Origin of the sequence: Streptomyces sp. P6-2-1 (genome assembly GCF_050613165.1) — a bacterium.
GTDB lineage: Bacteria > Actinomycetota > Actinomycetes > Streptomycetales > Streptomycetaceae > Streptomyces.
Genome location: NZ_CP192513.1, coordinates 1,892,344 through 1,906,479 on the forward strand (window position 1 = coordinate 1,892,344; position 14,136 = coordinate 1,906,479).

General features: G+C 71.5%; 10 protein-coding genes. 8 read left to right on the forward strand and 2 right to left on the reverse strand.

The window, feature by feature from the left end; translation table 11 throughout:
• Nucleotides 1-53 precede the first annotated feature (53 nt).
• Nucleotides 54-707, reverse strand: coding sequence for a LuxR C-terminal-related transcriptional regulator (locus tag ACQYWQ_RS08350; protein ID WP_431039111.1), 654 nt, complete (start codon nt 705-707; stop codon nt 54-56).
• 356 nt (nt 708-1,063) lie between these two features.
• Here ACQYWQ_RS08350 and ACQYWQ_RS08355 point away from each other — a divergent pair, with 356 nt between their 5' ends.
• The 4 genes from ACQYWQ_RS08355 to ACQYWQ_RS08370 all read left to right on the forward strand — a co-directional run bounded on the left by ACQYWQ_RS08355 (nt 1,064) and on the right by ACQYWQ_RS08370 (nt 8,646).
• The gene (locus tag ACQYWQ_RS08355) at nt 1,064-3,817 is read left to right on the forward strand and encodes an AAA family ATPase (RefSeq protein WP_431033379.1); all 2,754 of its coding nucleotides are present in this window, start codon (nt 1,064-1,066) and stop codon (nt 3,815-3,817) included.
• A gap of 419 nt (nt 3,818-4,236) precedes the next feature.
• Nucleotides 4,237-5,391 (forward strand): tyrosine-type recombinase/integrase, encoded by a 1,155-nt coding sequence (locus tag ACQYWQ_RS08360; protein ID WP_431033381.1) that lies wholly within the window; start codon nt 4,237-4,239, stop codon nt 5,389-5,391.
• Between the two features lie 1,471 nt (nt 5,392-6,862).
• On the forward strand, nt 6,863-7,981 hold the full coding sequence (locus ACQYWQ_RS08365; protein ID WP_431033383.1) for a tyrosine-type recombinase/integrase: 1,119 nt from the start codon (nt 6,863-6,865) through the stop codon (nt 7,979-7,981).
• Between the two features lie 152 nt (nt 7,982-8,133).
• Complete coding sequence (locus tag ACQYWQ_RS08370) at nt 8,134-8,646, forward strand: hypothetical protein (protein ID WP_431033385.1); 513 nt, start codon at nt 8,134-8,136, stop codon at nt 8,644-8,646.
• A 167-nt stretch (nt 8,647-8,813) separates the two neighbouring features.
• Here the strand turns inward: ACQYWQ_RS08370 and ACQYWQ_RS08375 are convergent, their stop codons facing one another.
• Nucleotides 8,814-9,731, reverse strand: coding sequence for a LysR family transcriptional regulator (locus tag ACQYWQ_RS08375; RefSeq protein ID WP_431033387.1), 918 nt, complete (start codon nt 9,729-9,731; stop codon nt 8,814-8,816).
• Nucleotides 9,732-10,000: 269 nt separating this feature from the next.
• Between ACQYWQ_RS08375 and ACQYWQ_RS08380 the strand changes: the two genes are divergently transcribed.
• The 4 genes from ACQYWQ_RS08380 (at nt 10,001) to ACQYWQ_RS08395 (ending at nt 14,134) form a co-directional block, all read left to right on the forward strand.
• Nucleotides 10,001-10,633, forward strand: a complete 633-nt coding sequence (locus ACQYWQ_RS08380; RefSeq protein ID WP_431033389.1) for an NADPH-dependent F420 reductase — start codon at nt 10,001-10,003, stop codon at nt 10,631-10,633.
• A gap of 91 nt (nt 10,634-10,724) precedes the next feature.
• Nucleotides 10,725-11,660, forward strand: a complete 936-nt coding sequence (locus ACQYWQ_RS08385; protein ID WP_431033392.1) for an SDR family oxidoreductase — start codon at nt 10,725-10,727, stop codon at nt 11,658-11,660.
• A gap of 78 nt (nt 11,661-11,738) precedes the next feature.
• On the forward strand, nt 11,739-12,398 hold the full coding sequence (locus tag ACQYWQ_RS08390; protein WP_431039112.1) for an NADPH-dependent F420 reductase: 660 nt from the start codon (nt 11,739-11,741) through the stop codon (nt 12,396-12,398).
• Between the two features lie 500 nt (nt 12,399-12,898).
• A complete protein-coding gene (locus tag ACQYWQ_RS08395; RefSeq protein WP_431033394.1) occupies nt 12,899-14,134 on the forward strand; it encodes a M23 family metallopeptidase in 1,236 nt (411 codons plus the stop codon).
• Nucleotides 14,135-14,136: the final 2 nt, after the last annotated feature.

Consider the following 14,136-nt stretch of genomic DNA (forward strand, 5'->3'; position numbering starts at 1 on the left):
TTACCGGTTCGGTCGAATTTCCACTCTCGCGGAAGGCATTGCCGTCTTTTCGGTCAGATATAGCCCTGCCGTAAGGCATACGCCACGGCATGTGCGCGGTTCCGCAGGTGGAGCCGAGTGGTAAGACCGTGCATCACGTTCTTCACGGTGCGCTCGGAGTAGGAGAGCTTCCCGGCGATCTCGCCGGTGTCGAGACCCTCGGCGACCAGGCGCAGCACGTCCGCCTCGCGCGGCGCCAGCCCCAGCGTCGTACCGCCCGCCACACCGTTTCCCCTGTGCAGCGTCCCGACCTGGCTGATGAGGCGGCCGAGCAGGTCGGCCGGGAGTTCTCCCTCGCCGCGCGCAGCGACCCGTACCGCCTGCACGAGGCGGGACCCGGTCGCCTCGCGGCGCCAGACGACGGCGCGCACGCCGCATTCGATGAGGTCGAGGAGTTCGCTCTCGCGCACGGCCCCCACGACGAGCACCGCGCGCGAGCCCTCGCTGCGCACGGCGCGGCGCAGGCGCGCGAACGCGTCCTCGTCGAGCCCTTCCTCAATGAGCAGCGCCACGGCCCCAGGGCCTGGTTCCTCGCGGAGTTCTATCTCGGGTTCACGCCGCAGCTGGCTGACGGCGCCTTCTCGGGTGAGCGGGTCGGGCGCCGTCACGGTCACGGCGATCCGCTCCCGTACGTCGTGCGCCGGCGTACCGGATCTCTGTATCAACAGGTTTCCCCGTATCGGTGGTGCAGCCCCCGGCGGCAGCCGGAGGACGTCGTGGTCACCACCATCCTCACGAGCCGCACCCGCCCCACGCAATCGTGGGCCACCACGATCCGTACCACGAGAAGGCCGCGCGGGCCCCACGGTCTCCCGTACGGCGCAAGCCACTTCGGGCCCCGCGCCGGCGGCGGCGGAGTGCCCGTCGGCCCCGCCTCCCTCACCCGGCCCGACACTACGTCACCACACACCGTCACCACACCCCCTTTCACCACGACGCCCACGGAGACCGCGACACCCGCCGCCGCCCCCGCACCGCCGCTCCCCCGAGCGGTCCCCCACCGGGCACCCCTCAGGAGGCAGCCATGACCTGCGCGGACCCCTCCGCCTCCCCGGCAGTTCCGCTCGGCGCCGCCTGGCCCGAGCCGACCGCCGCGCTCGTCGAGCGCGAGGACGCCCTCGCCCTCCTCGCCGCCGAGACCGCCAGAGCCCGCGCGGGCCGGGGCCGCCTCGTCCTCCTGCGCGGCGCGACCGGCACGGGCCGCACCGCGCTGCTCGACGCGGTCGCCGCGGACGCGGCGGCGCGCGGCATGCGGGTGCTGCGCGCGCGGTGCGCCCCGGACAAGGACGGCGAAGCGCTCGGGACCGTACGGCAGTTCCTCGGGCGCGGCCCCGGGGGGCGGCCGCCGTTCTACGGGGCGGACGCGCAGGCCGAGGCGGACCGCTGCTGGGAGGCCCTGCGCGGCCACGCCGAGCGCGGTCCCGTGCTCGTGACGGTGGACGACGTGCACCACGCCGACGGGGCATCACGCCGCTGGCTGGTGCGCGCCGCCGAGCGCATCGACACGCTGCCCGTACTCGTCGTGGTCACCGAACGCAGCCAGTACGACGTCGAGTTGCGTCCCGCCGGGCTCACCCACCGGCTCCCGCCCGACCTCGTCCGCACGCACACCCTCGCGCCGCTCGGCCAGGAGGCCGCCGAGGCGCTCGTGCGCGCGGCGCGTCCCGGCGCGGGCGCGGCGTGGGCCGCCGAGGTCGTACGGGCCGGGGCGCGCAACCCGCTGCTCCTGCACGCGCTCATCGACGACCTCGCCGGCCTGCCCGCCGAGCGCGTGCCCGACGCGAGCGCGGCGCTCTACCCGGGCGCGTACGCGGCCGCCGTGGCGTGGTGGCTGGAGAACGCGGGCCACGCGACGGGGCGCGTGGCGCGGACGCTCGCCGCGCTGGAGGAGACGGAGCCCGGCGCGGGGACGGGCACGGAGGTCCTCGCGGGCGCGGCGGGCGCCGAGGTGCCGAGGACAGGGGGCTGGGTCACCGCCACGACACGTCTCGGGCTGCTCACCGGCGGGCCGGGCGCGGTCCGCTGGGCGCACCCGCTGCTGCGGGACGCGGTGCTCGCCGGGTGGACGGTCGCGCGCCGCCAGCTCGCGCACCGGCAGGCCGCCGAGGCGCTGCTGCGGCGCGGCGCACGTGCGGAACCGGTGGCCAGGCGGCTCCTGCACGCGGGCACGGTCGGCGCGCCGTGGGCCTCGCGGGTCCTGGGGGACGCGGCGAGCGCGGCGCTCGACGGGGCGCGCCTCGAAGACGCCGCGGCCTTCTTGCGCCGCGCCCTGTACGAACCGCTCCCCGACACGCTGCGCCGCCGCCTGCTCACCGAACTCGGCTCCCTGGAGTACTGCTTCGACGCGGCGGCCGACGGCATCCCGCGGCTCGCCGAGGCCGTGCGCCTGCCCGCCCCCGCGCACGAGCGCGTGCACGCGGCCATCGCGCTCGGCACCGCGCTCTTCGGGCGCGGCGAGACCCGCGCGGGCGCGCAGGTGCTGCGCGGCGCCGCCGAGGAGGAACCGGACTCGGCGCCCGCGCGTGCGGCCCGCGTCGCGCTCGTACAGCTCTCCGACCGGGACCTGGAGTTGCGCCGCGAGATGTACGAGTGGCTGGGCAAGGAGGCGGAGCGGTGCCCTGCGGCTGTCGGCCCCGCGGGGCGCGCGCTCCTGCTCCGCCACGAGGTGACGGCCGGGGTGTGCTCAGCGCGGGACGCGGTACGGCGCGTCCGCGCGCTGCTCGCCGAGCCCGCCGAACCGCTCGCCGAGCCCTTCCTGCTCGGCACGCTCGCCGCCGTCGCGCAGTGGGCGGACGAACTCGACGAGGCGGAAAGGCTCGTGGACCGCGCGCTCCTCGGCCGTACCTTCTCCGTACTGCACCCGATGCACCACGCGCTGCACAACATCCGCACCGACATCGCGGCCGCGCGCGGCGCCTGGGACTGGGTGCTCGCGGCCTCGCGGGCCCGCTCGGCGGCGCTGCGGCAGCCGGGCCCGGCGAACGGGGACGCACACGCGCTCATCGCGCTCGTCGAGACGGGCCGTACGCGCGAGGCACGGCACTTCGCCGAGGGTTTCGACCTGCGCGATGCCCGGGATTCCTGGGAGTTGAACCGTTTCCTGTACGCGCGCGGGCTGCTGCGCGCGGCGAGCGGCGAGACGACGGCCGCGCTCCACGACTTCCTGGAGTGCGGGCGGCGGCAGGCGAGCCGCTCGGTGATCTCGCCCGTCGTGACGCCGTGGCGCTCGGCCGCGGCGCTGTGCACGCTCGCGCTCGGCGAGCGGGACGAGGCGCGGGCGCTCGCCGAGGCGGAGCTGCGGCTCGCGCGGGTGTGGGGCACGCCGCGCCCGGTGGGCCGGGCCCTGCGGGTCCTGGGACTTGTGACGGGGAACGTGGAACTTCTGGGCGAGGCGGTGGAGTTGCTGCGCGATTCGCCCGCGGAGACGGAGCTGATCGAGGCGCTCATCGCCCGCGGCCGGGCGCTGGGCGCCCCCGGCCTCCCCGCCCTGCGCGAGGCGGCGGCCCGCGCGGAGCAGGCGGGCGCGGTCCGGCTGCGCGCCGAGGCCGAAACGGCCCTCGGCACGAAGACCCCCGCGGGCACCTCGGGCACGCTCCTCAGCAGCCGCGAACACCACATCGCCCGCCTCGCCTCGGAGGGCCGCACGAACGCCGAGATCGCGGCGGAGCTGCATGTCGCGCTGCGCACGGTGGAGACACATCTGACGCACGCGTACCGGAAGTTGGGGATACGGAGGCGGGGGGAGCTGGGGCGGGTGCTGGGGCGGGGGGTGAGGTGAGCGGCGCGGGGTGAGCGGCGCGGGGTGAGCGGCGCGGGGTGAGCGGCGCGGGGTGAGCGGCGCGGGGTGAGCGGCGCGGGGTGAGCGGCGCGGGGTGAGCGGCGCGGGGTGAGCGGCGCGGGGTGAGGGGGGCGGGACCCCGCTCGGCTCGGCCCCTCCCGCCGGAGGGCAACTCGTCGGCGCGACCACCGTCCAGCTCGCGTAGGTGCGAACAGCCCCCTCCCACCCGGGGGGCGACCCCTATACAAGTCTCCCAAACCCGCCACCCTTCTGCGAAGCGTCCTGACGCCTCGACTGACTCGTACCGTTCGTGGACAGGCGGTCCAGTGAGTCGAATCATCCATGAGCCCATTGGTGCACTGGCGCTCAGTTCCAACAGCAGTTATGTCGTTGCGTGATTGAGCTGCTACATTCCGCTTGTGTTCGCTGCGGACAGGCCGACCGCCGAGATCCTGCGGGTCGAGGTAACTGACACGCTGGCCTACTGGACGGTTCTCGCCGGACCCACCTTGCGGGTCGTTGAGGACATGGACGGTTTCCTCTGCCACCTTCGCTTCGGCAGGACCCGCGCGGAATCGACCACGAAGACGTACGCAGGTCACCTCAAGCGGTTCCACATCTGGTGCAACGAACAAGGTCTGTCGCGGGAGCACGCGGCCGTCGAATTCCCGCGCTACCTGATGAAGCTACGGACCACGCCCCGGCTGACGAGCGGTCGCAGCCGGGGGCGGCCGCCACAGGACTCCACACTCGCCCCCGCCCTGGCGGCAATCCACGGCTTCTACCAGCACTTGGCCGACCTCCGCCGGATCAGCGCGCATGCGGTCGACGCCCTGTTCGTCACCGCTCCGCACCCGACGTTAGGAAGACTGGTACTTGAGCCGCGTATCCGCGTCGATCCACGGCCGAGTCATGCTTCCGGCCGGGCACCGGCCGCCAGCCACGAGGAGTTCGCCGCCCTCCTACGTGCCACGAGGACCGCCCGCGACCGCTGCATGGTCGCTCTGCTCGGGGCGTGCGCGCTGCGCGTCGGCCAGCTCGTCGGCCTGCTGCGCGAGGACATTCACCTCGTCCCGGTCGGCAGTACCGTCCCGGGCTGTCCCTACAGCCTGGGTCCCCACCTGCACCTGGAGAAGCGGGACGGTCATCCGCGCGGGGCGGCGAACAAGAACCGCGGCACCGTGGTTGTTCCCGTGCCTGAGCCTGTGGTGATGCTCTACGCCGACTGGATGCGCGAACGCCTCACCATCACCGGTGGGGGTAAGGCCTCTTGGGCCTTTGTGTCGTTCCCGGGTCCCACGGGAGAGCCGGGCGGGCAGGTCCTCGGCGCACGGCGGGTGCAGGATCTTGTGTCGGATCTTGCCCGGGACGCGGGCATTCGGCACATCCATCCGCACATGCTGCGGCATACCTTCGGCGAGACCGCAGCCGACCTCGACGTCGCGCGTGACGTCCTCCAGAGCCTGCTCGGCCACCGCGATGTGGCCAGCCAGAACGTCTACCGCAATCCCTCCGACGCCCGGGTCGCCCACGCCGCCCGTGCTGTGAACGACAAGATCTTCGGACCAGCATGAAGACTTCCGCATCTCTGCCCGCCACAGTCCCCGTGGGCGGGTCGGAACCGGACTGGGACTACCTGGCCCGGCACGGCCTCGACCGCTCCCCGCTCCAGCTGCGCTTCCCTCTGGGCGCCGACTGGCACTCGCTGCGCCGCTGCCGGCACACCCGGTGCGACCGGCCGGCTACGAGCTGGCCGTGGCTGTGCCACCGCTGCGCGTCCGACTGGCGGGAGGCCGGCGCCCCCAGCGACATCGACAACTGGTGTGCGAGCGCGTCCGTGCCGCTCGCCCGCCGCATCTACGCCGAGCACCGGTGCCGGGTGGGCTGCGACCGTGCCGCCGAAGTTCACGGCCTGTGCAAGAGCTGCGCCTCCGAGCGCCGGATGCTCCGGCTGACCGTCGAGGATTACCTCGCCCGGGGTCGCGCTCCTCGTCCGGGCTTCGGGAAGTGCCTGGTCCGCGTGTGCCCGCGCATGGCCGTAGTGCGGCGGAGCCGGCTGTGCCTGCCCCACCAGAAGCAGTGGTCCACCGCGGGGAGGCCAGACCGCGAGGCGTGGGCGCTGACGGCAGCAGCGGTCTACACGTCCATCGACGTGGTCCCGCTCGTCGATCTTGCGCCGGCGGTCGTGCAGCAGGTGCTGTGTGGGTACGAGGCCCAGCTGCATCAGGGCGGCCGGATCAACCCCGGCCAGGTCAAGTCGGCGGTGCGCTGGCTGTGCGACAACGCAGTCGATGACCTGGCCGCCGTGGAACTGCCGGCCAAGGGCGCGAAGACGACGTACCTGCGGCTGTGGCAGCGAACCCTGCCGCTCCTGGAGGCCGACCCGGCCACCGAGCACACCCGGGCCCTGGTCCGACTGCACATCCTCAACCCCCGCTACAAGGGCGGAAGCGTCGATCTGCGGGACGTCCACGCCCCCTGGGTCACGCACCTCGCCCAGCAGTACCTCCTTCACCTCGCCGCCGGCGGCGCCTCCCCGGCACGGCTGACGCTCGTCGGCTTCGCCGCCCGGTGGTTCGCGATGTTCCTTCGCACCCTGCCCGGCGAGGGCCGACGGCCGGGCGACGTCGGCCGCGACGGCATGCTCGCCTATCTGCGCTGGATGACGCACCGAGCCCGCGACACCAGCGACTACCAGCTTCTCAACGACGACGACCCGGTCCGGCAGATCGTCGCCGAACGCCTCCTGCCCTCCCGCCGCAGCGCTGGACCGTTGCTGGTCACCCCGGTGCGGCACTACGAGCTGGTGAAGACGCTGCGTGAGGTCCTCGAACACGGCCGAGCCTGGCTCGCGGACAATCATGCCGCGGGCGTCCATCTGCTGGAGATGGACGTGCCGCCCTATCCAGAGAAGGATGACACGGCCAGCGAGCTGGAGGGCCGCTCTCAAGACGCGTTGCCCGAGCAGGTCTTCCTCCAGCTCATGGACGAGCGCCGGCTCGCCCTGCTGCCGGCCGGGACTCGCGCAACTGCGTCGAGCTGGCCATGCGCGTGGGGCGGCGGCCCTGGGAGGTCCGCCACCTGGAGTTCGACTGCCTTCAGTGGCACGACATCGACGTGGAGGACCCGGACGGTACGGTGCGCCGCCGGTCCTACCCGTTCCTCGTGTACTGGATGCAGAAGGTCCGCCGGCGGCACAAACTCCCGCTCCATCCCAGCGACGCCGAGGTCATCACCCGCCAGCAGGAGCACCTACGACGCGAATCCCCGCACCTGTTCCATGAAGACGGCCAGCCCCGCTCCACCCGCATGGTGCTCTTCCCCACCCCTCGCCGCTCGCGTGCCAACGCGCTCGGTGAGCGTCCGTACGACAACAGCACGATCGGCTACTGGCTTCAGACCTGGCTCGCCCAGTTCGCGGTGACCGACGAGCACGGCAAGCCCTTCGACCCAGCGCGGGTGTTCCCCTACGCCTTCCGGCACACCTACGCGCAGCTGCGCGCCGACGCCGGCGTCCCGCTCGACATCCTGCAAGTCCTCATGGCCCACCAGGACCCCTCCACCACCCAGGTCTACTACCGGCCCTCGCATCCCCGGCGGGTAGAGGCCGTGCGCGCCATCGCCGCCAAGTACCAGTTCGACCTCACCGGAGGCCGGCTCCGCACCCGCACCCCCGACGACGATATGGCCGACCGGATCCGCGCAGGCGTCGGCTCGGTGCCCGTCCCCGCGGGACGCTGCCACGAAATGAACAACGTCCGCGCCGACGGACACGGCTGCCCGGTATACAACCGCTGCTTCTCCTGCACCTTCTACACCACCGACTTCACCCACCTGCCCGAACTGCGCCAACTACGCGCCGGGAAGGCCGAGCAGCTCGCCGCGTTGGAAAGCGCCTACGGCAGCGTGCTCACCGCGGGCCCCCTGAGCGCGGCTAACCTGGAGCTGCTGCGCCAAGAGATCCAGCAGATCGACGAACTCGTCGGCAAATGCGAAGCCGACATCGGCTCCCTCACCCCCGAGGAACGCACCACCGTGGAGTCCTGGCTCCACACCCGGGACCGGTTCCTCACCGTCATCCCCGTGGCGGCGGTCCTGGCCGGACGGCAGAGCCTAGACCAACCAACCGTCGACCCGATCCTCACCGAAACGACGACCGGATGACACGCCCGACCGCCCCGCTCAAGCAGCCAGGCCAGGCAACTTTCCCCGCCGGTCGAGTCGAGATCCTCGATGCCGGCAGGGCGGCTGCCGTTCAGCGGCGCCGTGCCGACAGCGAACAGTGCCGACAGCGAGTCCTTAACGTCCTGGCCGCGATGCGCAAGAGCCGCCAGGCCCTCTCCGACGCGGAGATCACCCGGCGGGCCGCCGTCAACCCGCAGTACCTTCAACGCCACCGCGACCTCAAAGCGGAAGCTGAGACGGTCCGCGCCCAGCTCGCCCAAGACGGGCCGCGGGCGGCGGCAGCAGCGACCGCCCGCAAAGAGGCGGCCCTCGAAGTCGAGAACCGCATGCTCCTGGAACAGAACGCCGCCCTGCAACGGACCCTTCACGAAGTCCAGAACGAGCTGCGCACGCTACGCGCCCACGAACTGGGCGCCCGCCTCCGCGACGGCCTGGACGCCCGCTCGCTGCGCGACACGGAGATGGAGGAACTGCGCGAGCAACGAGACGCCGCACTCGCAGCCAGCCGCCAAGCAGAGACCGCCATGCAGGCACTCCGCAACGTCAACCAGCGGCTGATGATCGAGAACAGCCGGCTGATCGCCGCAGATGCTCCAGAACCAACCCGAACAGCCGCAACTGCCCGCAAGCCGCCGGGCCCTTGAGAAGCCTGCAGCCGACCGACCTCTGACCCGCACCGCCGGCAGCCTCGAACCTGGCGGACGGAGTCGGTACGGATCTGACCGTATGACCAGGTGAGGCCCCTCCAACGCTCCGGAGAGGCCTCACCGGTACTCCCCAGCGCCTGATGAACGGGGGACAGTCGAACTACTCAAGCGTGCCTTGACCTTGAGACGACGTCGCCTCCACGCTGCCACATCTCGTAGTTCCCACATTCTGCCGTGATCTCGGCCGTCGACCGAGCCGCAGTGACGAAGTCATCTACTACCGGCGAGGTGTGAGACGCCGCCACCGCGAGGCACACCTGGTCGGGCACCAGATCCGGGATGGGCACATAGACGACGTCCGGATGCGAGTAGAACACGGACGCCGAACGGGCCAGGAACGAGATGCCCCGTCCGGCCGCGACATGCTCGAGCGTCTCGTCCACCCCGCGCACCCGGTACCCGGCATTGGGGAACGGGCGCTTGGTGGGCTGCGTGCTCCGGTCACCGAGCCAGATCAGCGGTTCGCCGGCCAGGTCGGCCTCGGTGACCTCCTCCTTGCCAGCAAACCGGTGTCCGGCGGGCAGTACCGCTACCCGAGGCTCGGTATACAGCGGGGTGACGCGCAGGCCGGCCTCGTCGATGGGCAGCCGCACGTAGCCGACATCGATACGGCCTTCGAGTAGCATCGCAGCCTGGTCGACCCCCTCGATCCGCTGCACGTCCACGACCACGTCCGGGTGCCGGTCTTCGAACGCACGGGCCGCCGGGGTAACGGCAACGCCGGCCCGGAAACCGACCACCAGCCGCCGCTTGCCGCCGGCGGCCGCGGACACCCGGCGGCGGACCGCACGGGTTGAGGCGAGCAGCGGACCGGCGTCGGCCAGCAGTTGCCGGCCCGCATCTGTCAGCTCCACGCCGTGGCGATCCCTGCTGAACAGCGAGGCGCCGAGATCCTGCTCAAGCGCACGGATCTGCCGGCTGAGCACGGGCTGCGCGATGTGCAGCTCATCGGCGGCGCGGCCGAAGTGCAACTGGTCGGCCACAGCGACGAAGTAACGCAGTTTGCGCAGGTCCAGATCCATGGCGCCTCCAGCCGGTGATGCCTCCAAGGTATCACCATGCCTAAAAGAAGTCTTGGACACCCACTCAGGCCAATGGCAACCTGAATAGGTACCTAATGGTCCGAGCGAATTCGGCACAAGAATTCGACATCGGAGGACCCAGGCCCAGAATGAGTACATCCGGAATTTAACGCCCCCCCATCGCGTCATTCGACGGCGTCGACGACACAACCGTTAACAACGACGGGGTGGGCATGGCGTTCTATCCAGCTCCAGAAAGCAGGAACTCCATGAGCAGCATCAGCATTATCGGCCTGGGGAACGTAGCCCGCGCCCTGGCCGCCCGGGCGCTCGCCGGAGGCAACGCAGTCGAGATCATCGGCCGCGACCCGGCCAAGGCCAAGGAATTGGCCGCTGCGCTCGGCGGCGCCACGGTCGGGACGGCCGGCACCGCCCCGGCCGGGGACATCGTTGTCCTCGCCGTGCCGTACGCCGGCGCGGCGGCGGTGGTGAGGGAGTACGGGGACACACTGCGCGGCAAGGTCATCGTCGACCTCACTAACCCCGTAGCCCCCGACCTGCAGGGCTTCGTCGTCCCCGACGACAGTTCCGGCGCACAGGAGATCGCCAAGACGGCTCCCGGCGACGCGCATGTTGTCAAGGCGTTCAACACTGTGTTCTCCCACGTTTTGGCGGTCGGCCCAGCCGAGGATCGCCCTCTGGACGTGTTCATCGCCGGCGACGACGCACAGGCGAAGGCACGCGTGTCGGCGTTCGTCGAGAGCCTGGGGCTGCGCCCCTGGGACACCGGGGAACTGTCCATGGCGCGGGCACTGGAGAACGTCGGCCTGCTGGAGCTGGGCCTCATGAACCACTCCGTCAAGCACGCCAATTTCTCCCTAGGCATCGCCCTTCTCGGCTGAGCACACCCCTTACCCCTACTTTTCGTGCCGCGTCACGCCAGTTCACTCGCGGCACGAAAAGACCCTGCACCTACCTCACAAGGACAGATAGATGCGCGTATTCGTCGCTGGAGGGACCGGCCATTCCGGTTCGTATATCATTCCCGAGCTCATCGCCGCCGGGCACGAGGTCACCGGCCTGGCCCGGTCGGACGCTTCCGCGGCGGCCCTGTCCGCGCTCGGCGCGAAGGTGCGTCGCGGCGACGTCCAGGATCTCGACGGGCTCAAGGAGGCAGCCTCGGACTCCGACGGCGTCATCCACGTCGCGCACAGGCAGGATCTGCTTCCCTCCGGCGGGATGGACGCCGTGGCCGCTGCGGAGGTCCCGATCATGCTCGCCTACGGCGAGGCACTGGCGGGAACCGGAAAGCCGCTGGTCACGGCGGGAAGCATCGGCTCGCCCGGGAACCTGGAGCGGCCGGTCACCGAGGAGGACCCGGCCCTCCCCGCCGGCGAGGAGCACAAAGGCACTCTGCGGATCCGCAACGTCGTGGAAAGGGCCGTTGTCGACCTCGCCGAGCAGGGGGTGCGGTCTTCGGTCGTGCGGATCGCCAACATCGCGCACGGCACCACCGATCGTGCAGGCTTCCTCCCCACGCTGATCGCGCTCGCGAAGCAGAAGGGGTTCGTCGGCTACCCCGGCGACGGCGCGAACCTGTGGAACGCCGTGCACATCCGCGATGCCGCCACCTTGTTCCGCCTGGCGCTGGAGAAGGGGTCAGCTGGCAGATACTGGCACGCGGTTGGGGACGGGGCCATCGCGTTCCGCGAGATCGCCGAGGGCATCGCCAGCCGTCTGGGCCTGCCCGCCGTGAGCATTCCCAACGATGCCCTGATGACGCCAGGGTACTTCGGGTTCCTCACGAATATCGTCACGCAGAGCTACCCAGCGTCCAACCTCATCACCCGCCGGACCCTCGGCTGGGAACCCGCCCAGCCCGGCCTGCTCGCCGATATGGACAACGGCCACTATTTCCCCGCCGACTGACGGCTGGGACCCGGATCGTAGCGAGCCCGGCAACCGGCAAGTTCGACTCTTCTGAAGGACGTTGAGATTATGACGACTGTGGGATTCATCGGGAGTGGAAGCATCGGCAGGACCCTCGCGCGACTCGCTGTAGGGGCCGGGCACCAGGTGGTGCTCAGCAACTCGCGCGGTCCCGAAACGCTCGTGGACACGGCCGCGGAACTGGGGCCGCGGGCGTCCGCCGCGACGAGCGAAGAGGCCGCGGCGGCCGGTGACATTGTCGTGGTCACAGTGCCGGTCAGCGCCTTCCCCCACGTGCCCGCCGCGCCACTGGCCGGGAAGACGGTCATCGACACCTGCAACTACGGCCCCGAGCGTGACGGGCACATCCCCGAGCTCGACAGCAAATCCCTCACCTCAAGCGAGCTGCTCCTGCGGTACGTGCCCGACGCCCTGCTCGTAAAGGCGTTCAACAACATCTTCTTCAAGCACCTGATGTCACTCGCCCGCCCGGCAGGGGCGGCCGACCGCTCCTGCCTGCCGATCGCCGGAGACTCCGCCTCGGCGAAGGCGGCGGTGACCGAATTCATCGACTCCATCGGCTACAGCGTGGTAGACGCGGGAACGCTGGCCGACAGTTGGCGGCAGGCGACGGGCACGCCGGTGTGGGGAACACCGTACGGGCCGTACTCGAACGAGAAGGGCCAGCCGGTCGGCGAGGACGCCATCCGCGCGGCACTGGCCACCGCAACGCGGTAACCGTCGACGATCGCGGACCGTGATGTGGTCCGGCCGTGCCATGCCCCCGCCCGGGAGATACCGGGTGGGGGCATATTTCGCACGCGCGCGGAGTCAGGTTCGACGTCGCTGGGCCAGGTCGCGGACTGCCAACGTGCCAGTGAGTCAGCCCTTACACCCACAGGTTAAGCATGCCGTGAACTGCTGCGACGAGCTGTTCCGGTACGCAGAAGGAGCCCCACCCCGCCCCCGCGCCGAATCTGTGGACAACTCGGCGAAACCCGCACAACGTCTCACCCCCGCGAGTGAGTCGACGCACGCGAACCCCGAAGTTGTCCACAGGCCGCACGGACGAGGGTCCGCCCCGTGGTACACGAGCCCGCGCGTACGTCCCGCCCTGCCCTCCCGTACACGTACCCCTGCCTCCCCGGCTCCTGACGCACCGTTCCCCCTCCCATAGCGTCCGGCGGGCAGCCGTGTTCCCTCGGCGCGAGTGGCCCTCTTCCAGGAAGTCCCGACCGGTGAACGAGCCGACCCCCGACCCCGGGCCCACGCCCACCTCCGCGCCCGCGCGCGCACCCGAGAGCACCCCCGCACCCCCACCCCCACCCCCACCACCCGGGATGAACGCCCCCACCCCCGCGACTCCCGGCCCCGCCGCGACGAAGAAGCGCCGCGCCCCCGGCCCCGCCGCGAAGAAGAAGCGCCGCGCCCCCGGACCCTTCACCCTCCTCGCCCTCCCCGGCCTCACCGTCCTCGTCGGCTCCGTCGTCTTCCTCACCGTGGCGGGCAAGCTCCCCGGCTCGGGCGCGGAGGACGAGGGCCCCGCGCGCCCGCCCGCGGACGAGGCCCACGGCGCGGCCCTCGTCGACGACTCGTTCGTGCCGTGGCTCAAGGAGGCCGCGGGGACGTGCACGGTGCTGCGGCCCTCCCTGCTGGCGGCGCAGATCGACGCGTACTCGGGCTGGAACACGGACAGCGCGGCGCTGACCGGGCCCGCGGGCATCGCGGGTTTCGACGCTGCGGCCTGGAAGGAGTGGGGCAAGGACGCGGACGGCAACGGGACTTCCTCGCCGAAGGACCCCGCCGACGCGATCATGGCGCTCGGCCGCCAGGACTGCGCGCTCGCCGACGAGGTGACGAAGGCGCGCACGAGCGGCACGGTCAACGGCGACCTCGTCGACCTGACGCTCGCCGCCTACACGACGAACACGGCGGAGGTCGCGCACGCGGGGAAGGTCCCCGCGAAGGCGACCGCGTACGTGAAGAAGATCGACAAGCTCGCCAAGCGCTACACGTCCTTCGACAAGGGCGGCGCGACCCCCGGCCAGGGCACCGCCCCCACCTCCGCCGTCCTCGCGTGGCCCTCGGCGACCCACTCCGTCAGCTCCCCCTACGGCACCCGCGAGCACCCCCTCACGCACGTGACGAAGCTCCACACGGGCGTCGACTTCCCCGCGGCGCAGGGCACCCCGGTGACGGCGGCGCGCGAGGGCACGGTGGTCTTCGCCGCGCTGACGAAGGCGTACGGGAACCGGGTGGTCGTCGACCACGGCACGATCAGCGGCGCGCACGTGCAGACGACGTACAGCCACCTCTCCGCGATGCACGTGACCACCGGGCAGCACGTGACGACGGGCGCGCTCCTGGGCGATGTCGGCTCGACGGGCCTCTCGACGGGACCGCACCTGCACTTCGAGGTGATCAGGGACGGCTACTACAACGACCCGATGCCGTGGCTGGGGGCGGGCGGCTGAGC

Coding starts and splice junctions, on each gene's coding strand:
- ACQYWQ_RS08355 (WP_431033379.1), top strand. CDS start 1,064: ATGACCTGCGCGGACCCCTCCGCCTCCCCGGCAGTTCCGCTCGGCGCC.
- ACQYWQ_RS08370 (WP_431033385.1), top strand. CDS start 8,134: ATGCGCAAGAGCCGCCAGGCCCTCTCCGACGCGGAGATCACCCGGCGG.
- ACQYWQ_RS08380 (WP_431033389.1), top strand. CDS start 10,001: ATGAGCAGCATCAGCATTATCGGCCTGGGGAACGTAGCCCGCGCCCTG.
- ACQYWQ_RS08375 (WP_431033387.1), bottom strand. CDS start 9,731: ATGGATCTGGACCTGCGCAAACTGCGTTACTTCGTCGCTGTGGCCGAC.
- ACQYWQ_RS08385 (WP_431033392.1), top strand. CDS start 10,725: ATGCGCGTATTCGTCGCTGGAGGGACCGGCCATTCCGGTTCGTATATC.
- ACQYWQ_RS08365 (WP_431033383.1), top strand. CDS start 6,863: ATGCGCGTGGGGCGGCGGCCCTGGGAGGTCCGCCACCTGGAGTTCGAC.